Annotated in this window: 21 protein-coding genes; 9 read left to right on the top strand and 12 right to left on the bottom strand. The window is 44.8% G+C overall.

The window, feature by feature from the left end; genetic code table 11:
• Positions 1-176: 176 nt before the first annotated feature.
• Positions 177-980, bottom strand: a complete 804-nt coding sequence (locus QT998_RS16540; protein WP_333115164.1) for a DUF2267 domain-containing protein — start codon at positions 978-980, stop codon at positions 177-179.
• Positions 981-1,649: 669 nt separating this feature from the next.
• Here QT998_RS16540 and QT998_RS16535 point away from each other — a divergent pair.
• Positions 1,650-2,111 (top strand): response regulator, encoded by a 462-nt coding sequence (locus QT998_RS16535; protein WP_333090065.1) that lies wholly within the window; start codon positions 1,650-1,652, stop codon positions 2,109-2,111.
• Here QT998_RS16535 and QT998_RS16530 read toward each other — a convergent pair.
• Positions 2,080-2,496 (bottom strand): DUF2294 domain-containing protein, encoded by a 417-nt coding sequence (locus tag QT998_RS16530; protein WP_333090062.1) that lies wholly within the window; start codon positions 2,494-2,496, stop codon positions 2,080-2,082. The two genes, QT998_RS16535 and QT998_RS16530, sit on opposite strands and share 32 nt — an antisense overlap.
• A 495-nt stretch (positions 2,497-2,991) precedes the next feature.
• The gene (locus tag QT998_RS16525) at positions 2,992-3,372 is read right to left on the bottom strand and encodes a BON domain-containing protein (protein ID WP_333115166.1); all 381 of its coding nucleotides are present in this window, start codon (positions 3,370-3,372) and stop codon (positions 2,992-2,994) included.
• A 1,178-nt stretch (positions 3,373-4,550) separates the two neighbouring features.
• Here QT998_RS16525 and QT998_RS16520 point away from each other — a divergent pair.
• Positions 4,551-4,799, top strand: a complete 249-nt coding sequence (locus tag QT998_RS16520) for a hypothetical protein (RefSeq protein WP_333115167.1) — start codon at positions 4,551-4,553, stop codon at positions 4,797-4,799.
• A gap of 254 nt (positions 4,800-5,053) precedes the next feature.
• Here QT998_RS16520 and QT998_RS16515 read toward each other — a convergent pair whose 3' ends face one another.
• Both QT998_RS16515 and QT998_RS16510 read right to left on the bottom strand, forming a co-directional pair.
• A complete protein-coding gene (locus QT998_RS16515) occupies positions 5,054-5,878 on the bottom strand; it encodes a cyanophycinase (protein ID WP_333090058.1) in 825 nt (274 codons plus the stop codon).
• A 409-nt stretch (positions 5,879-6,287) separates the two neighbouring features.
• Positions 6,288-6,485 carry a hypothetical protein gene (locus tag QT998_RS16510; protein WP_333090057.1) on the bottom strand — a complete coding sequence of 66 codons (198 nt, stop codon included), beginning with the start codon at positions 6,483-6,485 and terminating at the stop codon, positions 6,288-6,290.
• 733 nt (positions 6,486-7,218) lie between these two features.
• Here QT998_RS16510 and QT998_RS16505 point away from each other — a divergent pair.
• From QT998_RS16505 to coaBC, 4 genes are all read left to right on the top strand, one after another.
• Positions 7,219-9,129 (top strand): ATP-binding protein, encoded by a 1,911-nt coding sequence (locus tag QT998_RS16505; protein ID WP_333115169.1) that lies wholly within the window; start codon positions 7,219-7,221, stop codon positions 9,127-9,129.
• Between the two features lie 173 nt (positions 9,130-9,302).
• Positions 9,303-9,929, top strand: coding sequence for an alpha/beta hydrolase (locus QT998_RS16500; RefSeq protein ID WP_333115171.1), 627 nt, complete (start codon positions 9,303-9,305; stop codon positions 9,927-9,929).
• A gap of 47 nt (positions 9,930-9,976) precedes the next feature.
• Entirely contained in the window at positions 9,977-10,189 is a 213-nt protein-coding gene (gene isiD / locus QT998_RS16495) for a protein IsiD (RefSeq protein WP_006632739.1), read from the top strand.
• Positions 10,190-10,333: 144 nt separating this feature from the next.
• On the top strand, positions 10,334-11,533 hold the full coding sequence (gene coaBC, locus QT998_RS16490) for a bifunctional phosphopantothenoylcysteine decarboxylase/phosphopantothenate--cysteine ligase CoaBC (RefSeq protein ID WP_333115173.1): 1,200 nt from the start codon (positions 10,334-10,336) through the stop codon (positions 11,531-11,533).
• 16 nt (positions 11,534-11,549) lie between these two features.
• On the opposite strand, the gene QT998_RS16485 is transcribed toward coaBC, so the two are convergent.
• Entirely contained in the window at positions 11,550-11,945 is a 396-nt protein-coding gene (locus QT998_RS16485) for a helix-turn-helix domain-containing transcriptional regulator (RefSeq protein WP_333090051.1), read from the bottom strand.
• Positions 11,914-12,261 carry a type II toxin-antitoxin system RelE/ParE family toxin gene (locus tag QT998_RS16480; RefSeq protein WP_332983946.1) on the bottom strand — a complete coding sequence of 116 codons (348 nt, stop codon included), beginning with the start codon at positions 12,259-12,261 and terminating at the stop codon, positions 11,914-11,916. The genes QT998_RS16485 and QT998_RS16480 overlap by 32 nt, the downstream gene beginning before the upstream one ends.
• A gap of 154 nt (positions 12,262-12,415) precedes the next feature.
• On the opposite strand from QT998_RS16480, the gene QT998_RS16475 reads away from it, so the two are divergent.
• On the top strand, positions 12,416-12,889 hold the full coding sequence (locus QT998_RS16475; protein ID WP_333115174.1) for a hypothetical protein: 474 nt from the start codon (positions 12,416-12,418) through the stop codon (positions 12,887-12,889).
• A gap of 379 nt (positions 12,890-13,268) precedes the next feature.
• Here QT998_RS16475 and QT998_RS16470 read toward each other — a convergent pair whose 3' ends face one another.
• From QT998_RS16470 to QT998_RS16460, 3 genes are all read right to left on the bottom strand, one after another.
• Positions 13,269-14,339: an aromatic ring-hydroxylating dioxygenase subunit alpha gene (locus QT998_RS16470; protein ID WP_333115176.1), complete on the bottom strand. Its 1,071-nt coding sequence runs from the start codon at positions 14,337-14,339 to the stop codon at positions 13,269-13,271.
• Complete coding sequence (locus QT998_RS16465) at positions 14,339-15,025, bottom strand: class I SAM-dependent methyltransferase (RefSeq protein ID WP_333090045.1); 687 nt, start codon at positions 15,023-15,025, stop codon at positions 14,339-14,341. The genes QT998_RS16470 and QT998_RS16465 overlap by 1 nt, the downstream gene beginning before the upstream one ends.
• Positions 15,026-15,510: 485 nt before the next feature.
• Positions 15,511-17,463, bottom strand: a complete 1,953-nt coding sequence (locus QT998_RS16460; protein WP_333115177.1) for an FAD-dependent oxidoreductase — start codon at positions 17,461-17,463, stop codon at positions 15,511-15,513.
• 370 nt (positions 17,464-17,833) lie between these two features.
• On the opposite strand from QT998_RS16460, the gene QT998_RS16455 reads away from it, so the two are divergent.
• Both QT998_RS16455 and QT998_RS16450 read left to right on the top strand, forming a co-directional pair.
• Positions 17,834-19,513 (top strand): N,N-dimethylformamidase beta subunit family domain-containing protein, encoded by a 1,680-nt coding sequence (locus tag QT998_RS16455; protein ID WP_333115179.1) that lies wholly within the window; start codon positions 17,834-17,836, stop codon positions 19,511-19,513.
• 153 nt (positions 19,514-19,666) lie between these two features.
• On the top strand, positions 19,667-22,033 hold the full coding sequence (locus QT998_RS16450; protein WP_333115181.1) for a CHAT domain-containing protein: 2,367 nt from the start codon (positions 19,667-19,669) through the stop codon (positions 22,031-22,033).
• Between the two features lie 95 nt (positions 22,034-22,128).
• On the opposite strand, the gene QT998_RS16445 is transcribed toward QT998_RS16450, so the two are convergent.
• Entirely contained in the window at positions 22,129-22,938 is an 810-nt protein-coding gene (locus QT998_RS16445) for an SDR family NAD(P)-dependent oxidoreductase (RefSeq protein ID WP_194068224.1), read from the bottom strand.
• Between the two features lie 581 nt (positions 22,939-23,519).
• Positions 23,520-24,950 (bottom strand): carotenoid oxygenase family protein, encoded by a 1,431-nt coding sequence (locus QT998_RS16440; protein ID WP_333090039.1) that lies wholly within the window; start codon positions 24,948-24,950, stop codon positions 23,520-23,522.
• Between the last annotated feature and the right edge of the window lie 67 nt (positions 24,951-25,017).

Here is a 25,017-nt window from a genome sequence, read left to right as displayed (position 1 = left end):
TACAAGGTTCGACCGACAAACATGGAACTCCAGATCCATTTAGGACTTGCATTCGTCTCGATCGAACTAATTGGAGGCACACAGAAACCGGGCTGACGAGACAAGTTTCTGGCAATACGCACAGAATGCTGGTTCCTCAACCCGGTTGCTAAGTATTTATACTCGGAAATATCCTGTCAAGCCGATTGCCAAATTTTCAGAATTCTGTCCGGCAAAAAGCCCGCTATTTCCTGAATTCGTTCCTCGGACAACTCATCCTTTGTTGCGGAAAATACGGCGGCGATCGCAGTTTCCGGTTTTACCCCAGAAGGAAGTCCGCCTTCTTGTTCCACCCGAAAAATAAACAAGTTGGAATCGATGACAAAAGGTGCAGGCCCTTGCCAAGGCGGGCGCACCCGGCTCAGCAATCCCACCAGCGGATTCGTATCTTTCCAGAGATCTGCTATTTCTTTTTGCAGGGTTTTGTCGTCCGTCGTCGGCAAAACTTCTGTGTGCAGTTCGGCTTCCACGCGATCGCTTGCTTCTGTTGTCATCAAGTCTCGCATTGTCCGGTACACCAATTCGGTAATATCGCGGGCATCAAAAATATCCTCCAAATGACCGTTTACCATCACTTTTTCCAAAAAGGGCATATCCTTAGAGGCGATCGGAACTGCTGACCCTTCTTGATGCAGGGACTTAGGAGGATTCGTCTCCATTTTCTGCAACATTTTGCGACCTTTTTCGGTTAAATCGGCTGTTTGAAATGCCACTAAAGGCGGCAATAACTCAGTCCCTCCGTAAGGCTCTCCGCTAAACTCTGCTTTGATAAATTCTTTTTGGTTGAGGTAGTCCAAGTGACCTAGCAATTCCGCTTCAGCCACTTCTCGACCGACATATTCTTCGGCTGCATTCCTAATTGCCGACTCTCCCTTGGCGTTGCCGCTGCCAATCTGTTTGAGCAAAATGTAAGTCAGGTCGTCTCTGATTGCAATTGTCATCAATATCTCCTTGGTTAATATCCGGCAAACAGCAAGTAAAAAATCATATTTTTAATTGCTAAAATTGCCATAATTACTACTTACAAACATTAAAATATAAATCTGCTCAACAAGTATCTCTCAACAGGGGGAAATTGTTAAACATTTGTGTCTGTTATAATCTTGCTTTAGGTATATTTACTGATTTAAACCTCAGTGTGCTGTTGGTAGTCCTGCGCGGGGGCGAGGTCGAAAACCCGGTTTCTGCGTCAAGCATCTCTCGGAATAGATCGACGATTTTTCCGAGAAATCTGGTTTTTTGCCTCCGGGACTGTGCAGGTAGTATTCAGCAAAGCCTTTACCACTGTTGAAAACAATGAAAGCAATTAAAATAAAAGGCTTTTCTGGCAAGACTTTTGGTGGCGATCGCCTCTGCTTGCCAAGGCTGGCGCACGGGTTCGTATAAGTTGATATATTTGCACTCTAGATCAGTAAAATTATGGAGATGCTATGGTATCAATAGACTGATACAGTCTTTGCCCCAACTAGCAGCGATATTGTACAATCGAGCTAGACCAAAGACCGATCGTCTGAGAGCTACAAATACGAGCCAATCTGTTTCGAGTGCCGGAGCGCCACTTGAGGAATGCCTCGCTGATAACTTTGACGATCGTTTTTCGATCGATATTTATGAACTACCCTAATTGGACTCAGACTTTGGAATCATCGTCTTTAAATAACGGTCAATGGGCGATTAACAACCGTCCTCTAGTTTTGGCGGTAGACGACAATCCCGACAACTTGGAACTGCTGACGCAAATACTCGATTTGTTCGGCTGCGAGTTCATCGGAGCCGTTGACGGCTACAGTGCTCTGTCAGCAGCAGCAGCCGATCGCTCTCCCGACCTCATCGTACTCGACATTTGCCTGCCGGATCTAGACGGTATAGAATTCGTCAAGCGAATCAAACAAAACCCCGAACTCGCCAATATTCCGATCGTGGCTGTCACAGCCCTAGCAAAAACAGAAGACCGCGATCGGATTCTCCAAGCCGGGTGTGTTGCATACCTTTCTAAACCTTTTAATATCAAGGATTTAGAAACTATTATCCGCCACCACCTCAACTATCAGCCGTTTCTGGTTGAGTTTTAGACTTAGAACTCGCCTCGCGAACTTTAGGTGCAGACTCCAAAATTGCTATGGTTCCCGTGCGGCCAGTCTCCAAAGTCGCATCGCTGAGCAAATCTGTCACGCCCACACCTAAAACCTCTTTGATTAAGTCTTTCAGTTGCAATTCCAGAACAGAGTCTAATTGCGATCGTACCTGCGAAGCCAAATCTTCCTGACCGTTCTGAGCCAGCAACTTTTCAGGCTGAGTAATCGCATTTTCGATCACAATTATCAATTTATTATCCAAAATATTGCACAGAGCCTGACTCGTTTGGTGTCCTAGTAGAGAGCGGTACAAAGCTTGAACACCCTGTGCAAGAGTCCGTTCTAATTTGCCACGAGTAGGTACTAAAATTTCCCCGGTCATATTTTTTAGCTACAGCGAGATAATTCAAAAAAACTGTTATATAAGAAGTCAGTAGTCATTAGTCAGTAGTCAGTAGTCAGTAGTCAGTAGGGGCGGTGGATGGTGCGTGCGGGCCCTCTTAGTAGTCAGTAGTCATTAGTCATTAGTCAGTAGTCGTTCTAGCCAAAGAGCGAAGTCGAAGGCTAGTCATTAGGAAGAAGGCTGGAGGCTGGAGGCATAAGAATGAACTGTTTAGTTATCGTCGCCAGAAGCCTCCGTTGCAGTCGGGAGCATCTGGTGTTTTGCATTTGAGCGTGCGAGCGTCCCCGAATAACGTATTTTACAACTCGCGAACGGGGACGCTCGCACTATAATAAAAATGATTTTTGCAAAACTCCCGAGGCATCCGTTGCAATCGACTGCATGGGGAAAGTGCAATTAAGAACGCCTAACTATGACGGGCGGTTTTTTATAACAGTTAACATTTAACTGTTAACTGTTATAAAAACCTTCGTGCTAGCCGACAGTAACTTCATTCGTTTCCACGGCAGTTGCACCCTTAACACCTTTAGCAATTGTCACCAACTTGTTGACAATTTCTTGGCTGGAAACTGTACCTTTGAGAACAACCGTAGTGCCGAGTTGCGCCACATAAACAGTCTCAATATCCGCAACATCAGGATTTGCATCAAAGGCCTGAGCTACCCGTTTAGCTAAACCGCTTTGATCGTATTCTCCATTCAATCCCATGCGTTCCGGCGGGATTGTCTGAGGGCTCGCAGCAGCAGGTTGAGCAGGTGCTTGAGCTTGAGCTACAGGCGCTTGGTAAGCTGGAGCTTGCACATTTTCTTGATTTTCAAGTTTTTCTAAACCAAACAATCTTTTTAGCCAGCCCATAGAGTTTGTCCTCCGACAAAGTTTGTGTTAATTTTTGTGTTAAGTGACAGTTGACCGATCGCAGTACATTTGTTATGCTCAATACCAGGAATTGCGATCGTACTCGCTAGACGCAGAAACCGAATTTTTATACAAAAAAACATCGTTTCACCATCATCCCCGCTAGGAAAGCCGGGTTTTGTGAGTTGTTTGCGCCAGTCTTAAATACCATTTAATGTTGCATGAGTTCGCAGATCATCTGTCTCGAGACATAAATTCTCCCACTCTCAAACAAATACCAGCGCTCACCGTGTCCGCCAATCAAACTTAAAGTCTTATTCCCCAACTTGTACAATTTTGTTGTACGCCCAATGTGCCAAGCCCCCACAGCAGGAAAGTTAGGAATGCTGTTACCAGATAGATAATTATCATAAGAATTGGTTACTACAGCTCGCCTTTTATAATCGTTTCAACGGTAGTAAGCTAACACTTTAGCTGCTTAATATTCTGGATAAAATATATATTTTTAGTTTAAAGTGCAGGCAAACTTGGCCGCACCAAAATCAGGTTTTTGTAACATTCCAGAAACTCATGATTAGGTCTATATTTTAATAAAAACCATTGCAGTTTGTTGGGCCGGTTGGGAGTTCGCCCTGTCGATCGTCCAAACTGTTCACCCATCCAGAGCAAATGTAGCTAAAGTTACTAAAAATTATTAATCGCTGTTTATGAAAAGTAATTGAACTTTTGATAACAATATAAATCGTGATAAAAATTTAATAATTGTAACTAAAGGAACATTTTTTAGCTTACAAAACTAATACTGTAGAAAGATGTAATTTTAGGCGGAAAGGGGGAGCATGAGCTTGTAATTACCAAGCAAGGGAAACCAGAAAAATTAATGCTTTATGCAACTGGATTTTCGCGCGATCGCCTTTAAGTCAAGTTTGAGCAGATCATAGCAATGATTATTTTTGCTTATGCCTTGACAGTATTAGTTCTCTAGTCTTGGACTGAGAAATTTTCGAGAACCCAAATCAACTTTGACGACTGCTGCTACCTCAGTAATTGGTAATCGGTGAAAATCTCATCCGTCCCTGTTACCTGTTAGATATTCCGAGCAGTATCTCTAGGGTTCTAAAAGTTTAATTTGGGATGTTGGCGAATTACCGTTACTGTAAAACTCTGGAGTGTTAAAAATGCTAAAACAAATGTGTTGGTTGCCCCGATTGGGAGGCAATGGAGAAAAGATATTGCACTTGCGTACCGAACTACGTCAAGCATGGCGGCCTTATACAGCTTTTCCGCAGTTCGCGGCGTCCGACTACCTGGAAAAGGACGGTTCTAAGGGATGGGCAACTTTTCAGAAGCTGACAACTCAAGGGTGGAATTTAATATCGACTGAAGAAGGGCAGAATTCGTTTTTTGACCAACAGAAAAGTGCTTAAACAAGCAGAAACCGCAGCAATAAAAGAAGAGGTCAAATCCTCTTCTTTTTATTAGTTCGCGGACGCATTGCCAGCTCAACCGGTGAAGAGGCGTACACCCTAGACAATTTTGAGATTTTGGCGGCGTTGCAAGTAATACCAATTTCATAAAGTAGCGCTAGATATTACCCCCCCAACCCCCCGAACTCGCGGGGTGGCTAAGATTTTATCTATACCACATCTTTAGAAAAATGGTATAAGTTAGCTTTTTCTTTCTATACTGCCGCTGCTAACCGATCCAACATCGGCTGGCGAGTTTTCAAATTAAATCGGTATCCGTGGGGGAGAATGTGCAACTTCGCGCCGCAAATCGCCAAAGCCTCATCCTTCAACAGTCCGTCTATATTGTCGTGGAGTTTTTCCGACTCGTCGATGACAGTTACAGCGCCTTCGCCAATGACTTCCAACTCGTCGTCGCTGACTAAAATAGCTGTATTTTCGTCAATCCCAAATCCCAAGACTGCTGGTTGCAGCAAGAGTGCCGAAACTAAGCGTCCCAGACGACCTCGCTGGGCGAAATGCTGGTCGATGACAATTCCCGGCAGGAAACCCATTCCCGGGCCCATTGCTACCACCTCAACCCGTGGATTTGTCTCGGAGTCTCCTTCAATAATCATCATGTCTGGCATCATCGCCGCGCCGGCACTGGTGCCGCTAATGATTATTCCTTCGGAGTAGCGTTTGTGCATAGCTGCGTCGAGTTTGGTGTCTTTCAAGCAGCTAATAATCCGCGCTTGATCTCCCCCGGTAAAGAATATCCCGGTCGCTTGTTCGATCGCTTCTAAATAATCTGGATTGTCGGCATCTTCGGATCTCTGGGTGTCAACAATTCGCACCTCTTCTGCGCCCAGCCGCTCAAAAACTCGGATGTAGTTATCTCCGACTTCTCCCGGCAGGCTTGTCGCAGCCGTCATCACTACAATGCGGGCTTTAGTGCCTCCGGCGCACCGCAAGAATTCCCGCAAAATTTTGCAGTCGCCGTCTTTGTCTTCAGCGCCGCCAATAATTAGCAACTTCCCCTGATTTTTGCTGCCCGCCATACGCTTTGCACTTTTAATTGATTATATTTAAATAAAACATAAAGTTTTTTTCCGAAAAACTACTAAAAGGTAGATATGCATACAGAAATTTTATAACTTACGGATTAGTAGGGTTTAGCAAAAGTTTGGGATTGCTTTCACCGGAGATTGTGAGGAAGCATTTGTGTCGGAATGCAGTAAATATTTTTTTTACAGAATTACAAATGCGGCGATCGCCCTCCCAGTTTTCGATCGAAAAAAACTAACCCCTCCTAGCAGGGGAGGGGTCAAAAAATGAGTTTACATTCTCGGACTTACGCGGGCGGGGTCATCAACCGCCTTTGGGATAAGATTTTTCGCCTATCCTGATGTTAGTTTTTCCGACAAACCGGGTTGATGAGCGCAAGTGCTAAATGAGTCCGATCGCCAGTTAGTGCGATCGCTCGATCAAATTGCTCAATATTGTACGCGCCCGTTCTAAAGGCAAGTGTCTCGGTTTGCCGTTCCAGACAATCTGATATTCGTTGCTGTTTTGACCGTCGCCGTACCCAGAAATCAGCTTCAGGTGAAATGCTTCCTCAGCTAATTGGTGAACTTTATCCCTTAGAGCAGTTTGTGCGATTTTCATAATTGGGTACCTCTTAAATCCTTTTTCACAGTCATAGCCAATTTTAGTTGGCGTTGTACCTCTCCAAAGTTATAGTTTTTTTAAGTAGTCATTAGTTATTGGTAATTGCTCGCGGGCAATTGGCGATCGGGCAATTGTCTTCCTCTCGCACTATACCTGGGGAGCAGATCGTTATCTGTGAAAATAATTTTTTTGTGTGAGTGCTGTCACGCTCGCGAGTTTTGTATTATTGCTGACGACTTCAACTAGGGAAGCATTTGTCAATCAGCAATTTTACTCATATTTTACTTATATTTTGGCTATAAAACTGAGATTTGGGCGGACGTGGGGAGCGCCGTATTTATGCCCCCTCACCCCAAATCGCGAATTTTCTACTTTTCTCAAAAGCAGTTTTTTGAGTAATTTTATCGATTGACAAATGCAGCGTTAGTTTTAACTTTTCACTAATGGTCTTGTATGCTGCGCGAGTGTTGTATACTTCGCGACTGAGGACATCACTGCGAAAGCCAAACACAGATGCTCGCTCTCTGAAATATAGCAGTGCTCACAAAGATGAGGTATCGAGTCGTCAATCTGAAATCTAAAACTTGTACGCCGGCGTTGCCGAAGTATCTCAAATCTCAAATCTCAACTTCTCAGCTTTTTGAGAAAGGCTATATCTATGTCGGCAGGTAGTATGCAATGCACCGACAAGAGAGTTAATCTGACAAATTAGTTACAAGGAGGTTAGAAAATGCTGCAAGAAAAAAGCACCGAGATAGCCCGCGTCAATGCTCGAAAAACAGATGTATTTGATATTTTCCATTTCAAATACTATATCGGGCCCAACCCTTATTTAGAAACAGCCGCTTTAGTTTTCGATTTTGCAGTGACGGACGATCGGCAACCAAAGCCGATCGCGCATTACCGTAAAATTATTGGCGATCGCTACCCGCAACTGCTGCACGAAACTTTCTCGAACCACGCTCAACTGTTCGGGCGTACCGCCTCAGAAGTAGCCAAACTAGACATGGGTTTGCACTTCCAACACTGGAACATCAAGGCATTTTCTCAGTTTGACAGAATCAGCATAGAAGCACTTCACGCCCGCAGCGCCCGAGCCGTAGTTTACGCTGTTTGGGATTGGTTTGAAGCCATCGATCAAAATCAAGACTTCCCACTGTCAGCACAAATAGGCGCGCTGCAAAATATGTTCCGGCAGTCTGTTTACGGAGGCCCGACAGTTTATTCATTAATGCGATCGGCCTCCCAAAAAGGCATTCCCGCATTTTATTTGTGGGATGAAGGACTGATGCAATACGGTTACGGCAAAAAACTGGTGCGCGGCTCTGCAACAACGTTTGATTGCGACAGCCATTTAGACTCAGATTTTACTACACGCAAAGACGATTGTAAAGCTTTTCTCGCTACCTTGGGATTTCCCGTTCCCAAAGGAGATATCGTCTCCACAGAAAACCGAGTTCTGGCAGTTGCCAAAGAAATTGGCTACCCAGTTGCTGTTAAGCCAGTAGTCGGTCATAAAGGAATTGGTGTCACCGCAGATGTCCGAGATGCTGAAGAATTGCAGGCGGCTTTTAAAAGAGCAGTTAAGGCAATTCCCGAAACAGAACCGGTGCGAGTAATTGTGGAAAATAGCATCAAAGGATCGGATTTTAGGCTGCTGTGCGTTGACGGCAAATTTGTTTCTGCAACTGAACGCCGGCCCGCTTCGGTAACAGGAGACGGCGACTCAACTATTCGCGAATTAATCCGCCGCGAAAACCGCAAACCCGAACGTTTGGATACGCCAACTTCGGCGATGAGCAAAATTCAGTCCGACGCAGCGATGGAAATGTATCTGGAAGAACAAGGGCTGTCATTGGATAGCGTGTTAGAAGGCGATCGCACTGTTTCTCTGCGGAAAGTGGCCAATCTTTCAGCAGGTGGCGTCAGCATCGACGCTACCCGCAGCGTTCACCCCGATAACATAATTTTGGCTCAAGATATCGCCCAACATTTTCGGTTAACTTGTTTGGGCATTGATGTGGTAACAGAATCTCTCGCGAAATCTTGGAAAACCGGCAATTTTGGGATTATTGAAATCAATGCCGCGCCGGGAATTTTTATGCACCTCAACCCGGCTGTCGGAGAAAGTGTTGATGTGCCTTCGCATATTATCGATACTTTTTTTGAATCGGGAAAATCCGCCAGAATTCCGATTATTAGTTTCAACAAAATTTCCGTGCAGGAACTGCAAGAAACCATCGACCATATTCTATTGCTGCATCCCGATTGGACAATCGGTGCTGTTTGTCGCGCTGGACTTTTTGTCAACCGTTCTGAAAAAGTTTTGCACAATAATTACAATCTTAACGTGCAAACTTTGCTGCGGAATCCCAAGCTAGATTTGTTGATTGCTGAATATCCCGAAGATGTTTTGGAAGCAGAGGGAATGTTTTATCGTGGCAGCAATATGGTGGTGCTGGACAATCCGGGGGAAACAGAGATGATTTTGGTCAGAGAAAGCACTGATGACGATACTGTTGTGGTGAGGGAAGGAAGTAATATTTCTATTCGCCGCCAGGGATTGATCGAACAGTACAGTCTGGGGGATGGGGAACCGTTTGCGCGGGTTTATTTGAAGGAAATCGGGACTGTTTTGTAAGCGGCGGATTGCTACTTGGGTAAGGTCGCAGCGCACCCTAAATTTAACAGTTAGTCAGGTGCGAATTGACTTAGGTAAGGTGCGCAATGCGCACCCTACCGTTCAAAGTTGGGTTTGAACCGCCACAACAATTTATAATTTTCACAAGACCCGATTACCAATTACTCACTACGATGTCTTTAAAATTTATTAGCATTCCGCCAACTACCAATCGCCAACCTGTCGCTTTGATTGTCGCTTTACACGGATGGGGTGCTAATGCTCGGGATTTGACTTCTTTAGCACCGGCTTTCAATTTGCCGGATTATCAGTTTGTGTTTCCCGACGCCCCATTTCCCCATCCCCAAGTAACGGGGGGCAAAGCGTGGTATGACCTTCAAAGCAAAGATGCTGGGGGATTGGTAGAAAGCAGGCAATTGCTGAGGGAATTGTTGCTGTCTTTGGAAAGCAGCACGGGCGTGCCTTTGTCTCGCACGATTTTAGGTGGCTTTTCTCAAGGCGGAGCGATGACTCTGGATGTGGGATTGACTTTGCCCCTAGCGGGTTTAATTTGTCTGAGCGGTTATTTGCACTCGTCGATTTCGCCCGCTGCCGGGAGTGCTTTGCCGCCTGTTTTAATCGCGCACGGTACTCAAGATACTATTGTGCCTGTTAGTGCTGCTGTGCGATCGCGCGACAGTTTGACTGCTTGGGGAGCTCAGGTGCAGTATCGAGAATTTAAGATGGGACACGAGATTCTACCGGAAGTTGTAGATGTAATGCGAAGTTTTGTTGTAGAAACTGTGTCGAAATGTGATTAAAGGCTTAGTATATAGTATGGCGGAAGTCTAGGGCAGGGGTAAAAAACATGAAAACTTTAACCAAAGCATCGCGCGATATTGCTGTACTTACTTCTCAAGACGTGGCAGAATTGGCTGTCCGTTTGGAGGTTGACGATTATACTGATCCTTTTGAGGGATTGAATGATTGGCATTTGTTGCGATCGCTTGCCTTTCAGCGGCCGGAGCTGGTTGAACCTTATCTCCACCTTCTGGATATGGAAGCCTACGACGAAGCATAGGCTTAAAAATCTAGCTTAAAAATTTCGACGGAATTAAGGAAGAAGTTAGCAGCATTTTTTGTTGCGGGTTGAACAGATGAATTATAGATTGTTGTCTGTTTTAATCTCAACTTCTTTCTTGATTTTTTTTTATGAAAAAATGACATGAAAGGCAGGCGAATTTTAATCGGCGTTAGTGGCGGGATTGCGGCTTACAAAGTTTGCGAAGTAGTTTCAACTTTAGCAAAAGCTGGAGCTGAAGTGAAAGCGATTCTTACTGAGGCTGCGGGGGAGTTTGTAACGCCTTTAACTTTTGCTACTCTGTGCCGCCATCCTGCTTTTACTGACAAAGATTTTTGGCAACCAAGTCACGGGCGCCCGCTGCATATTCAACTGGGAGAATGGGCGGAAGTTTTTGTGATTGCTCCCCTGACGGCTAATACTTTGGCTAAGTTGGCGGGGGGTTTTGCTGATAATTTGCTGACTAATACTGTCTTAGCTTCTAATTGCCCAATTTTGCTGGCACCGGCGATGAATACGGATATGTGGGAACAGCCGACGGTGCAGCGGAATTGGCGAGAAGTTTTGACTTATCGGCGCTATCATGCTGCGAATCCGGGGGCGGGTATGCTGGCGTGCGATCGCGCGGGTGTCGGCCGGATGGCAGAACCTTATGAGATTTTGCCTCATATTGAATCGCTGTTGTATGCGAAGGGCGATCGAGATTTAGCTGGTAAGCGGGTGTTAATCAGTGCGGGAGGAACGCGGGAACATCTCGATCCGGTGCGGTTTATCGGCAATCCTTCCACGGGCAAAATGGGCATAGCTTTGGCGCAAGCTGCACTGCACCGCGGCGCGACGGTGACGCTGGTACACAGTATAACTGGGGAGTTGCCGCTGTCTGGGGTGCGGGCGATCGCAGTAGCGAGTGCAGAAGAAATGCGGCAGGCGATGCTGCAATGCTTTCACGAGGCGGATTTAACGGTGATGGCGGCGGCGGTAGCGGATGTGAAGCCGGCTGAGTACAGTAGTGAGAAATTGCCCAAGCGATCGCTCCCCAATTGTTTACCTTTGGCACCGGTAGCGGATATTGTGGCAGAGTTAGGAAAATTGAAACAGCCACACCAAAAATTAATCGGCTTTGCAGCACAAACTGGGGATATTGTCAAGCCTGCTTTGGAGAAATTGCGATCGAAGAAACTGGATGTAATTGCCGCAAACCCGATCGATCAAATAGGTGCAGGTTTCGGCAGCAATACCAATCAAGCAATATTAATTAATGCCGCCGGCAAGCAAGTAGAAATAGCCTCTTGCAGCAAGCTAGAAATGGCTCACCGATTGTTAGATTTTGTGATGAACGGGTGAGGGGGCGATTTACTCATTAACTGGGATTAATTACTACTGGTTCGGGCGATAATTCTGATTCCCCAAAATCCGTTGATTTCGAGTCAGCCGACAACTCAGTATCTGCGACAGTAATTTCTAGTTTAAATCCTAATGCTTCCAGCAATTCTACCAAACAGTTAATTTCCGAACCGCCGCTTTCAGTCAGCATCTTATCGAGTTTTTCGTGATGCTCTTTTGCTGACTCCGAAAGAGCATTCATCCTGATTCGAGCCTCAATTACCTTTCTGATGGCATTTCTCAAAAGTGCTGGTTCAGGGTCTTTTTCTTCTAAGATAGCCCCGATAAAACCAGCAGCGTGTTGGGCATCTTTGAGAGATTCAATGAGGTACTCGCGGTAGCTATCGCTGGTAGGCATTTTCATTTCTTTCATAGTCTGCCGAATACTCCTTCGCTTTGAGAATATCTTGTTCTTGGGTACTTTTATCCCCACTACAGAGCAGAAGCACAATTGTCGCTCCTATTTGTCTAAAATAAATCCGGTAGCCAGGGCCGTAGTTAATCCTAAGTTCACAGACACCATCTCCGACTGACTTATAATCCCCCAGATTGCCGAGACTAACTCGCTCAAGTCTTGCATCAACTTTAACTTGGGCTTTGCCATCTCGTAGGGAATAGTACCACTCTAAAAAAGGAATCCTGCCATCGGGTCGGATGTAACGTCGAATTTCCCTCGGTTGTACTTCCATAATTTTATCCTAATTCATTAACAATTTCTATCGTAAGCGCGATGACAGTGCATTAAGTGGGCAAATAAATCATACTTAAGACAGAGGCATTCGAGCGACAAAATAGTAAACCTTGTTTGAGGAAACAAAGTTTAAATCAAACAGGGCATTGTGAATGAACTTTAAATCGATCGCAAAAACCAATCTACTATTCGGCAGCCTGATAATTAGCCTCGGATTGCAAGCACTTCCAGCCACAGCGCAAGCAGTCACCGACGCGCAAGTTTCCGCCCTCGTAGAAGCGCTGCGACAAGCCGCCCCGCCACAAGCCGCAAATGACGGAATGTACAGTCAGTGGCAAGTTTTACCGAACAATATTTCCCGCTGGGCAAAATTCTGTACCAAACAAGATTTAACACCCCAACAATTTGAGGCCGACGCGACAAAAGCCAAATCAATTGTTACCTGTATAGTGGGCGATTTGCTGCGCGACGAATACAAAGCTAGCAGCAACAATGAAACCGCCGCTGTACGCCGCGCCGCTTGCTGGTGGATGACTGGGGAATCGGCAGCTTGCAAAAGCGGCGCAACTGCTACTTATGCGGATAAAGTTGTCAAAGTTTACCAGCAGCAGCGACCTAAAAAGTAAAGTTTGTGCTGGCGGTAACTAGATTTTTTAGGTTTGTAGTGAGGACTTCAGTCCTTCCTCCGAGTCATATCGTTTCCCGTTGTATCGGAATGATTTAACCGCAGAGAACGCAGAGAACACAGAGGGAGATAAGAGAGATGAATAATTCTGATGAAGAGTGGATTTGATATCAATTAGGACTAATACCAATTTAATGTGAAGTTGCACATATCTCGATCCCCCTAAATCCCCCTTAAGAAGGGGAGTAGGGGTTGACTTTGATCGGAATCTTGTCCCCCCTTATTAAGGGGGGCTAGGGGGGATCGGATTCTACGGGGCCTCATAAAAAATTGGTATAAAGTCCTTACTACAAACAAAATTATCAGTTTGTAAGCTAACCTTACGGTTTTTCTGCCTGAGTTCTCATCAACTTTTGCACGCTCCCCAAAGCCCGATTTAATTCGTAACTCTTTCTTTCCGAATTCTGCAAAAAAGCCTGCTGTTCTTCTTCAATCATTAACACATCCTGCCGCACCAAACCATCTAATAACTTTTGAGCAGCACCGAACAAACTATCTTTAATAAACCTGCGAAACCAAACAGGCAATTTGTGCAGCCGCCAAAACGCATTTAATGAGGTAAAATGAATTAAATAAGCGCGAGTTGCCGTCTCGCTCACCGGACAAACCAAGCAGTAAATCTTAAAATCGCTCCCCAAAGTTGAAACCCAGTGCGGGTAAACATAACTCACATCCAGGGGTTCCGGGTGCAGTCGGCGCAGAGATTTAAAGAACAACTGGGAAATTGACCATATTTTATCTATTTTGTAATAACTTTGTGCCTGATAGCAAGCTGTTACTTGATGCTCGTCTTCTGTTAAAGTATCTAATACTGGATTTGCCCAAGCTTGCAAGTCTTCGTGCAAATGTCCGTGGTACATATCCATCAAGTTTTCAATTAAAAATGAATAGTGGGCATGACAGTCGATGACTGAAACTGTGGCAATATAATTGAGATGTTCCCACTCTGGTAAGTCTAATAAATCTATTTTTTGGGCTTGGGTTGCATCGCCGGGAAACAGCCAGATAAAACCGTTTTGTTCTTGGACTGGATAGGAGCGAATTTTGCAGTTAGGTAGTTTTTGATTTTCTGCTAAATAATCGACTTCGGCGCATTCTCCGCTGGCATTTAACCGCCATCCGTGGTAAGCACATTCGATTAAATTGCCTTTAACTTGGCCGTGGCTAAGTTTAACTTGTCGGTGCGGACATCTATCTTCTAAAGCGTTGATTTTGCCTGCACTGTCGCGGAAAAGCACGATCGCCCGATGCCACAATATCACGGGTAGTGGCTGACTCTGTACCTCTGTGCTGCGGGCGACTGCATACCATTGCTCCAAATTAATGCTCAACTCGCGGATGTGACTATTTTTTTCCCGCGCAGATACTGATTTTATCCCGTTGTTTTGCATTACAAATTTTCCCAAATCACGCCCATCAAACAATCCAATCTTACAAAATAACAGCCGGGAAAGCAACGACCGTACATTTTTTTAAATCTCGCTTCTGATAAATACCTGTTGCTGGCTAAATGCTTCAACCAGCTTGGCGACAATCTAAATTTTAATAATCTTGAAGCCTTGCGAAATCCGTATTTGGAACAGTCGGGCATAAAATCTCTCACGGCACCTAATATATAGCTTATCTTAGCAGGTCTTTCGACTCCAGAAATGTCATCTAAAAAGACAATTTTTCCCTGCTGATTCAACAGTTTCTTAATTAATGATAGAGTGGCGGGGAGATTGGATAAATGGTGAAAAGTGGTGTCACTAACTATTAAATCAAATTTGCGACCGAGCGCTAATTGATTCGCATCCATTTGGATATATTCGATATTGGGCGCTGAGCGTTTTTGATTGGCAATATCCAGCATTTTTGCTGAAATATCGACGGCTACGACATTATCGTAATACTTGGCTAATTCAAAAGCCAAAATTCCAGAACCGCAGCCAATATCTAATGCTGCACCTTTGCTGGTAGATAGGTTTTTAGTAAAAAAATTGTTTTTACTTTGCAAGGTGGCTGCGAAATCGTATTCAGTTGCAAAAGCATCAAACATTACAGATTTATTACGAATTTTCCAGTTACTATTGGGCATCTATTATGGCTTTATACTCATTCAATATTTTAACCACAGATGCACCCATATTGACACCGATAATTTTTTTGTTCGCAAGCTATGCCTTTTTTTAAATCGGCGAAACCACACCTACAAACCGTAATTCATCTGAATTTCTACTAAGATTGCTAACCAAGTCAGAAAGGCGATCGCTCCTAATCCTCCTAAAAGAGCTAAAAGTAGCGCCAAAAAAGCCGCAGCTTAGTTGTGCAGGACTGCATATCGGGCGATCGGGTTTATCCTCATCTTGGCGCGAGGTGGTATAGTAAATTGCACCGATCCCAACCCACCACAGGGGTACGAATAGCAAGATATATTTTGCGACTAAATTCCACAGTACGAACCCATTTTATTAAGGTTCGTAGTGAGGACTTTAGTCCTTCTATGGATGCGGAATAAAGTCCTCACTACAAACCCGTTTTTGTCCCTGCAGACACTATCTAAAATCCGCCCCGCTGCAAACCTTAGATTTTCAGCACGCCTTCTGGATTAACCGTCAAGAGCGATCGCCTCTGCAAACCTTCCTCATATAATATCGCATTAGCTGCCAATAAACCGCTGCTCACAGCCCTTTCCATTAAACCGCAAGGAAACGGCATTTTTACCCAATCTCCGGCAAACAAAAGATTGGGTACAGCGCAGCTAGTGTCTGGCCGTTCCGCATAACTACCGGGCGGATAACCGGAGAAATTCTTTTGATTTACCAGTTCCCGGTGCAGCATATTTGCTGTTTTTAATTCCGGCACAATTTCATACAATTCTTGCTCAAAAGTAGCGAGCAAAACTTCCTGGTTGGGAAATTCTTTCTCCTTGTAACAGTAAGCGTGCAGTTCCACTACGCTACCGCCAGTTTTCTGATGCCACTCGATGAATTGATCTTGAATTTTGTGGTAAAGTGTGATGCTGTCAGTCAGTTTGTAGCCGGAAAGCGAACTAAAATTGCTGTGTTCCCACGGAAATTCGCGATCGAACCAAAAACGGCCCACCGCAAACGGATCGGCTATTTTCAAGCCCTCGATTCGGCTCTGCACCTGCTGATTTACCTCACCGCTAGCTAAACTAAACAAATGCTGCATCCCAGGAACATCGGCAGCAAAAACATAGTAATCAGCCTGCAATGTTTCTCCCAATTTTTGCGGTTGTGATTTGTTTACTGCTGCTGCCAACTGTACCTCATCTGCTTTTTTATCGACGACCTTAAATCTGGGTAAATCCCGCTGAGCAGGCCCGCTCACAACTCGTCCCTCAGCATCAAAAACTGCTCCGTGACAGGGACAGTGAAATTGACCGTCGTTTTGTTTCTGAACAGTGCAGCCTTGGTGAGTGCAGCTTAGAGAAATTGCTTCTTTTCCTCCAGGGGTGCTGGCAAATACGCTGTCTCCCGCGCCGAAATATTCTGTAGAGTTACTGTCAGTTAACAAGGCGTTTCGTTTTACCCAAAAAGGCACTTTACTTTGCACGTCTCCCGACTGATAACTCAGAGAATCAATCCTGCCGTTTTCCCAGTGAATATTGCTAACTGCGACATCTGTTAATACTTTGCCGCCTTTGCTTTCAATTGCTCTGGCAATAGGCTGTACCAAACTTGTACCCATATCTTGCCGCGTGCCGTTGAAGGCCAAACCTTCGGGATTTCCGAAAAAGTAAAAGTGGAAAAATTGCATTAATTCTCCGACGCTCAATTTGTCGGGAGCGTTGAGGCTGGATTTGGCAAAAGGCAAAAAATACAAGTCGTAAAGTCCGCGCGGAAATTCACCTTTTACCCAATCAGCAACTGATATATTGTCGAGGCGATCAAAAGTTTTTTGCGTTTGAAAGCCGCCAATTTCTCGAAACACTTCCCAGTGAGCGGGTTTTGTCAGGTTGATTCCCCACTTGAGACGGTTGGGAGAAGATATCGCCAGGTCAACTATATTCCAGGGGAAAGCTGAATGGTTGGGACGGAAAACTTCTGGTTTGTATTTACCGTCTCTAAACAGGACGGCGTAGGATTCTAAAGATACAAAATTATCGGTAATTTCTAATTCTTCAACTACACTTTTGAGGTTGTAGTATTGCGGAAAAAAACCGTGGAAACCGTGTTCCATCATAAAAGTTTCGTTCCCGACTTGTATCGGCCAACTAGCTATTTTGCCTCCGAGTTGGGGCGATTTTTCTAGTAGCGTCACCGCGAAACCTCGCTGACACAGTTCGTAAGCGCAGGCGAGCCCGGCTAAGCCGCCTCCGACAACTGCTACGGTTTTGCGGTTATTCAGCATTCGCGGTAAGTCAAGAGAATCTTGACCAAAAACGGCGGGTTCTGGCTTGGAAAATCGAGAGTAGCCCAGCAGCCCGCCGGTGGCACCGACTCCGAGGATTTTGAGGGCGGTTCTTCGAGAAATTGGTTGGGATTGTGGTGGATTGGTTGATTGACTCATCAGCGATACGCGATAACGGGCTTTAAACACAAGGACGCCATAAGGCATAATCATAGACCCAAATCAGGCTATGTGAAGAAATACTAAGATATATCCCCCGATCGGATCGCCTTTGACACGCCCAAAAACCCATATCGTGTCATTTACTCGCTTAATGGTGAACCCCAATTTGTAGGCGGAAGTTCAAGCTTCCAGATTCAATCATGCTAGTAAATCTAAAATCTTAAATCTTAAATCTGCTGACCAAATGTTTTCACACACAATCTATCCGAGGTATGATGTCTTCTTAGTTAATCTCAATTAATGTAACGCCTGCTACACCCAAACCAAACTGTAAAATCTATCACCTGAAATTCAGAGATTTAAACCAGTGACCGTTAAACTATTGTGGAAATTGCGCCGTCGAGAGTTTCTGAAAGCTTTCTCACTCGGCTTGATCGCTCCTTTTTTTTATAACAGCGCAGCACATTCTCAAGACTATTTAAATCTAAAAAAAAGTACGCTAGCCGTTAATCCCACAGCCAGAGAAAACCAAAAACCAGGCACTGCTGACTGGCAGTTAGAAAATCCTGCAAACAAGCGAGAAATTGAAGGTTATGCCTCTCTGACTAGCGTCAATCTGGGCGGCGAAATTAAATTATTTGTCAATACTAAAGAGCCTAATTATACCATAGAAATATTCCGCACCGGATGGTATGACGGACTAGGCGGCCGCCGGATGACTGACCCAATTTTGCGGAAGGGAATCAGGCAGCCTCCGCCGAGAGAAGATGAAGCATCGGGACTGATAGAATGCGATTGGAAAGACCCGTATATTTTACAAATTGGCGATCGCCCGAATGACTGGACAAGCGGCATTTATTTAGCCAAACTAACCGCCAGCCGAACGTCCAAGCAAAGTTATATTATCTTTGTCGTGCGGGATGACGATCGCAAATCCGCCATTTTATTTCAATCCAGCGTTACCACATTTCAAGCCTACAACAATTGGGGCTACAAATCGCTTTACCGCTGGAACAGTCAAGCCAAACAAGCCTACAAAGTTTCGTTTAATCGGCCCTACGCCATGAGTCCCAACCGCAAAGCAGCTTATGGCGTAGGTGCGGGGGAATTTCTGACCAACTTTCAGCCAAAAAGGAGAACTTCGAGCGCTGGTTGGGAATATAATATGGTCAGGTGGCTGGAAAAAGAAGGCTACGACGTTAGCTATGCTACTAACATCGACACGCATTTTAATTCCGAATTGCTATTATCTCACAAAGTATTTTTGTCCGTAGGTCACGACGAATATTGGTCAAAGAATATGCGGTCAAATATAGAAGCCGCCAGAAATAATGGAGTAAGTGTCGGTTTTTTTGGTTCTAATACTTGCTATTGGCAAATTCGCTTAGAACCGAGCAGAATTACTGGAGAGATTAACCGCACTGTTGTTGCTTATAAAGAAATGGCAGATTTAGATCCGCTCAACGGATTTAGAGCAGAAGTTGGCGGAGTTGATTTACCTTTAGAAATAGCCACTGCGGGAGAATTAAAGTTAGGAATTGGGCAACCGGGACGCGGCCCAATAGCTACTTCCAATCAATCGCCGGCACTCTATTCCTTGGTGACTAGCCGCTGGCGAGACAGCGCTGTCGGTCGTCCCGAAGATGCTTTAATCGGAGTTATGTACGAAACATTTCAGGTTAATTCTGATATTGTAATTGATGAAACTGTCCCCGATTGGCTGCTAGACAAAACATCCTTAAAAAATGGTGACAAATTGTCTGGACTGTTGGGCTACGAAGTCGATCGAATGTTTGGCAATGCCCCGAAAAATATAGTTCGCGTCGCCCATTCTCCATACCCTCACGGCGGGGGTACCCGCTATGCTGACATGACGATTTATACAGCAGATTCCGGGGCAAAAGTATTCGCTACCGGTTCAATGCAGTGGGTTTGGGGATTGGACGATTTCAACGCGCCGCAGTTGCGGGATTCGGTTATAAATACCGGGGCTCAGCAGATAACGCGAAATGTTTTGGCCAAGCTGTTAAATTCAGCTAAACATTGAATTAATGATCAGCTATCAGACGATGCTTTTACTTCGATTGCTGAGGGGATAATCCCAGAAGGAGTTTTCTAACCAGAAGGACGATTATACCCTTTCTCAAAAATGTGAGGTAACAGTTAGATTTTTCTTAATTCCTAAATTACACCAACACCAATGAATCTCAAAAAGTGGAAAACCTGGTTAATAATAGCAGCAATAACAACATTTATATCTTGTTTCCAAATCCCTATTTTAGCTCAAATTGCCAGATTTCCTCAAACCAACAGCCAACTCACCGCCGCCCAAAATCTCCAATCAGCCGGACTTTACCGCCAAGCTTGCAATAGTTTGCTCCCTGTTTTAGAAATTGGTAATTTCAACTGCCAAAGCTTGATCGACAATCAACTATCTCCGACAGAAAAAGCGACAGTTGAAAACTTGGCAGACACGGAACTCAGCGCATCGGGATTGAGAACTTTAGGCGATGTACTGCGCGTCACGGGTGCTTTGAAAACTTCCGCAATCATGTTAAACCGCAGTTTAGAAATTGCCCAAAATTTGCAGTTAAATGAAGCTATCAGCGCCGCTTATCTCAGTTTGGGAAATCTCCAGCGAGCGATCGCCAAACGGCAAGAAGATATCCGCAAGGATGCTAAGGTTAATTATGCCCAAGCTTTGGAATTTTACGAAAGGGCGATCGCCCTTGCTGCCCAAACCGAACAATTGCAAGCTAAATTAAGTAAACTGAGCCTGCTTGTGGAAACTCAACCATACTCAGATATCAGCAATTTGTGGCAAGAAATCCAGTCAAAAGTTGACAATTTGCCCGTCACCACTGAATCCATCTATGCCCGCATCGACTTTGCCGAAAGCCTGACTTGTTTGAAAGTGCAAACAATGGAGCGATCGCACATCGAGAAAATCTTACTACCTTTGTCGCCTGCAGTCCAACACTGTGCTGTCGCAGCCAAAAGTCAAACCCTAGGAAACCCAGAATTAATTTATGTTGCGAAACTATTGGCATCCGCAGCAAAAGATGCTACAAAATTAGGCGATTTGCGAGCAGAATCCTACGCCAAAGGCAGTCTCGGCGAATTGTACGAAATCACCGGACAATTATCCGATGCCAAACAATTAACCACGGAAGCTTTAGGCATTGCACAGTCAATTCAGGCGGCGGATATTGCCTATCGATGGCAGTGGCAATTAGGCAGATTGACGGTGAAAAGTAAGGGAGACAAAAAAAGTGCGATCGCAGCTTATCAAGCATCAGTTCAAACCCTCCAATCTTTACGCAAAGATTTAATTGCCGTCAATCCCGACGTGCAGTTTTCCTTCCGAGATAATGCCGAACCAGTTTACCGCCAACTCGTAGATTTACTCGTGACAACTGAGGGAAACACTCAACCAAATCAAGCAAATTTAGAACAAGCAATCCAACAGATTGACGCACTTCAACTAGCGGAAATTGAAAACTTTTTGCGGTGCAGTTTATCTCCTACCGTTGCCATCAATCAAATACCCGATCCTGAAGCTACACTAATTTATCCAATTATCTTAGAAGACAAAATAGCACTAATTTTTCAAGTAGCAGGAAAGCCCCTGACATATCGTGAAACTCCTGTAGCCCGAAAAAAAGTAGAAACTACCCTGCAACAACTCCGCAAGAATTTGCAAACACCGGGCAATAATCCTGAAGTAATAGCGGATGCCAAAAAAGTGTACCAATGGTTGATCGCACCGCTGAAACCCGAACTCGACAAAAATCCTCAAATTGAAACATTAGTATTTGTCCTCGATGGCGATTTGCGGAACATCCCGATGGCGGTGCTTTACGATGAAAAAACCGAGCAATATTTAGTACAAGATAAATATGCGATCGCCATTTCCCCGCAACTCACACTTTTTGCACCTCAACCGCTACAACAAAAACTCAAAGTCTTCGTCGGCGGCATCGGTCAATCACAAAACATTGACGGCAAACAGTTTGAAACAATCCAAAAATTAAAGGAAGAATTAGAAGGAATTAGCCAAAAAGTTCCCGCCAGTCAACCCCTGCTTGAGGCGAATTTCACCAAAGCCAATATTCAAAATAAGCTCCAAACAGGCAACTTTTCAGCAATACACCTAAAAACTCACGGCGAATTCAGTTCAGACCCAGATGAAACCTATATTGTGGCTTACCAAAAACTCCTGAAAGGTCAAGATATCGCTAATTTAATCGAAACCGAAACTCCGCAGCAGCAAACTAATATTGAATTGCTTGTTTTGAGTGCTTGTCAAACTGCATCGGGAGATAATAGAGCAGTTTTAGGACTTGCGGGAATAGCGGTGCGTGCGGGGGCGCGCAGCACTTTATCAACTTTGTGGGAAGCGCAGGATGCACCAAATACGGAACTGATGTTACGGTTTTATGAGGAACTGTCGAAACCCGGAATGACTAGGGCAAAAGCGCTGCATTTTGCACAAAAGTCTCTGTTGGAAAGATATGAGCCGGCGAATATTTGGGCGACATATATTTTAGTTGGCAATTGGTTGTAAATTGACAGGTTTGTAGTGCGGACGGTCGTCCGCACTACAAACCGTTTTTGTTACGGTAATCGACTAGACATCATATTAGTCGATCGCCCGTTAGCCTAAGCCTCGCGCAATTTGCGATCGTCCCGCGCCCCATTGCGAAGTTTGGGAGTTGCCATCCGCAACACAAAATCTAGCAGCCAAGGGGCAATTCGGTGACACAAAACTGCTAGATGACTTTGGTATCCCACCAAGATTTCCGGCGCATCTTTGTGCAATCCCGCCACAAGCGCTAGGGCAACTTTTTCGGGAGTTGTGGGCACTACCCACCGGAATTGTTCCAAATCTCGCACCATGTCGGTATCTGTGAGAGATGGCAATAAAGCTGTGACTCGAACATTGTACTGAGTTAACTCGCTACGCAAGGCTTGGGTGAATCCCAAAATTGCAAATTTTGTAGCAGAATACGTCGCCATTGTCGGAGCCGCAATTTTGCCCATCAAGCTCGAAACATTGACAATTGTTCCCTCTTTTTGCGCCGCCATTCGCTTCGCTATTAAGCGGGTAATTGTGTAGGTTCCGAGCAAATTTAAGGCGATTTCTTCCTCGATTAACGGTAGCGGGGCACGCAAGAATGATGCTTGGTGCGCTACGCCCGCACAGTTGACTAGCAGGTGAATTGGGCCGCAATCGCGCCAAGCTTGGGCGATCGCAATATTCACCGCTACTGACTGAGTTAAATCCAAAGCTAACGGCACTATTTCTGTACCAAAAACATCGATTTCCTCTGCCAGTTCAATTAATTGCCGGCGGTTGCGCGCTACTATTACCAAGCGCTTGATTCCTTGTCGCGCTAATTCCAGAGCGATCGATCGCCCAATTCCGCGCGAAGCTCCTGTCACTAGAGCTGTTTTTCCTTGAAGTTGCATACATTAAACCCTCTGGATTTGAAGTGATCGCCGCGCGCGGAGTTACAAGTTGCGAGTTATGAATTTTGTGGAGTTAATTCAAAACTTTTGAATCGCCAACACGCGCGCGATTTAAACTCAACTAAACTGTGACTTATGCAAAAAATCCTTCGATGTGGTATTGCTGTAAGGTGCTTGTGGGCGAACCGTACAAACAGAGTTTTTGCATAAGTCCTCTAAACTTTTGGTTGGCAGAAATTTGCTAGAAATTTGCCAGAAATTTGCCAGAAATTTGCCAGAAATTTGCCAGAAATCTGGCTGCTATACCTTACTCAAGCAGATAAACTTGAGATTGTAAAACAAGGTAAGAAATCTTACCGAATTTGGTTGGCTTAATTCCCCTGTTTGGTTAGTCAGCGCAGGCGGACTTTGTTTGTGCAGCCGCGAATTATATTCGCCGGGGATTTTTGAGCAATATAGAGCATCAATCACATACCTCCTAGATATGAGTTTTTCGCTTCTACACACACCTTAACAACTTGACAGAAAAGTGGCAACAATTTTTAATAAATCTTCCGCAACACTTCTTTACAATTTTCTCATCAGGCGGATTTCCAAGTACCGTGAAAGCTCAAAGGTATGACACCGGGCAATTCTAGCTGACAAATAGGAGCGCTGTTTAGTCCGTCGCTGTCAAATATCCAGACTTCGCTGCTATCAGAATTCCCATCATAAACAACTGTCAAAATCCAACCTTTCTCCGAGGAAATATCTGGAACGTAGATGGGTTCTGTGGGATAGCGATTTTCGCCGCAATCGGCAATTGTGAGATTTCGGGTTTGTGTGTCCAAACGGGCGATCGCCCCGTAACGTTCCGCTACAATATCAACATCAGACCGATATATTGCCAGATAAATATACCGCGAGTCTTGACCAATTTCGTAAGCAGGTACAACCGGAAACTCGCAAGCTTGATCCAGCAATTGTTCGGCTGCTATCACCTCGGCAGTTTCAGGATTTAAACATACCCGCCACAGAGAACCTTCCGCGTCAGTGCGAGTTTCACCTGTCGGTACTTCTTTCAGTCGCTGATTAGTTTGAAAGTCAGCGAAACGCACAAAATCTACCGCCACCGAACCATCTTCCTTGACAAAACCGTTAGCAAAGTGCCACTGAAACCAAGCATCAGTTTCGCCACAACTAACCAAAGACAGAGTTTCCGAATCAATAACTAATATCTGCGTTTTTAACTCCGGTTTCCAGTCAAACGAGTCGCCATAACTACTAATTCCAGCTAACACTGGCAAAACATTGAGTCGCATCGGCGGCACAAAAAATATTAGATACTTTCCCGCCAAAACAAAATCGTGTACGAGAGAAATCCCCTTTAAAGGAATAGTTGCTTTTTGCACGATTTTGCCCGTACAATCGCTTTTATACAAATTCAACTTGGGACTCGCACTGCTGGTAATTCCAAAGTTAAAAATATTGCCAGTAATCGGGTCGCGCTTGCAGTGAGCTGAATAAGAAAATTTACTATCTAAATTGCCTAAATTGTCGATTCCTTTAGTTTCCAGAGTTTGCAAATCTAGGCTGTGAGGCGGGCCACCTTCCCATAATGCCAAAAGGCGATCGGGCAAAGCTAAAACTGAAGTATTGGCAGCATTTTTAACAGATTTAGTCCACCGCAACCACGCAGGCCCCGGTGCTGTCATGCCATAATTAGTATAGATAAATCTATTAGCTTTTTCTTCAGCTAAATATCCCGCTGTTTGCACGTAGCGATAAACAGCAGTAGCACCTACATCAGTAAAATGTACTGCCAAAATTGCACCGTCGCCATCAAACCAGTGTCCCGCAGTCATGCCGCCGCGTTCCAAACGTCCGGGCCCGTTGCGATAGAGACTGCCGCGCAATCCGTCGGGAATTTTACCGCTTTTAACCGATAGCTGAGTCAGCGGAAACTCCGCAGCCGGAGTGGCTAAAGCTTTAGCCCAGGATTTTTTAGCTGAGATGTTAGTGTCTGTTTTCATGTTAAACTGGCAATTTTTAACTGGGCTGGCAGCAATTTCAATATACAATTATATAGCCTTTCAAGCT

This window comes from Microcoleus sp. S1D4 (genome assembly GCF_036700765.1).
Classification (GTDB): Bacteria; Cyanobacteriota; Cyanobacteriia; order Cyanobacteriales; family Microcoleaceae; genus Microcoleus.
The sequence above is the reverse complement of the archived record's forward strand: the minus strand, read 5'-3'. Positions and strand labels throughout refer to the sequence as shown.